We start from the raw sequence: 906 nt of genomic DNA on the forward strand, positions 1-906 counted from the left end.
ACGGGCCGTACGTGATCGTTGCGGGCAGCAATCTGGTTGATGAGGCCGTCAAGATAGCCGAATCGGTCGGCCTCACCGTCTACGCCGACCCTAGCAGCCTCCTTCTGGGCAGCACCTTGGTTTTCGGCGTGGGCAGGGACAACGACGCTAAGAACAAGCTGGACGCGGTGGACCTGCTCCTCAAGGCGGCCGGGTTCCGCTCGCCAGCGACCGACCGAATGGGCAACGTGATCTACAGGCGCTACGTCGAGCCTGCCGACATGCCCATCTCGGCGGAGTTCACCGAGGGCAGGGACGCGCGCTTCATGCCGGACATGACCGAATCGACCAACCGCGCCGAGGTCTGCAACGTCGTGCACGTGGACTTCAGCACGCAGGACGCATCGGTGCGCGGCACGGCGGTGGACGACTCGCCCGACTCCGACCTGTCGACAGTCTCGGTCGGTCGTCGCATCGTCAAGAGTTACAGCTACGACAGCCTGCCGGGCGTTGACACCGAGGACAGCAACCTTGTCGAGGGCGCCGCCAACGCCCTCATCGGCACCGGCAAGAAGTCGGATAAGAGCTTCAGGCAGAGCGATTCGCACGGCAGCATCCAGACCGTCTACGTCCCCGACTCGCCGCAGGTGGGCGTGCTTTTCGGCATCAAGGTCGTCTCGAGTGGGGGGAGCGTCGGCTTCTGCCAGGACGAGGGGCCGAGCGTCAAGAAGGATACGGACTACACGCAGAGTGTGTGGGTCAAGGGCACTAAGGGCGCGACGGGCATCATACAGTCTTTCTGGGATCAGGAGAGGGCGCTTGGCCCGGTGACCAAGGGGTTCACCATGACTGGCGAGTGGCAGAAGGTCAGCTACACCTACCACGCCACGGAGAACCACAGCAAGGTCAGCTGGGGCTACTGCTACA

The 906-nt window shown here is 63.7% G+C and carries 1 protein-coding gene; it reads left to right on the forward strand.

Going from position 1 to position 906, the window contains the following annotated elements; all coding sequences use genetic code 11:
- Positions 1 to 906 (forward strand): hypothetical protein (locus ACT84W_RS05525; protein WP_444328489.1); only part of this gene is annotated, 906 nt, incomplete at both ends.

This window comes from Paratractidigestivibacter sp. (assembly GCF_052362415.1).
Classification (GTDB): domain Bacteria; phylum Actinomycetota; class Coriobacteriia; order Coriobacteriales; family Atopobiaceae; genus Paratractidigestivibacter.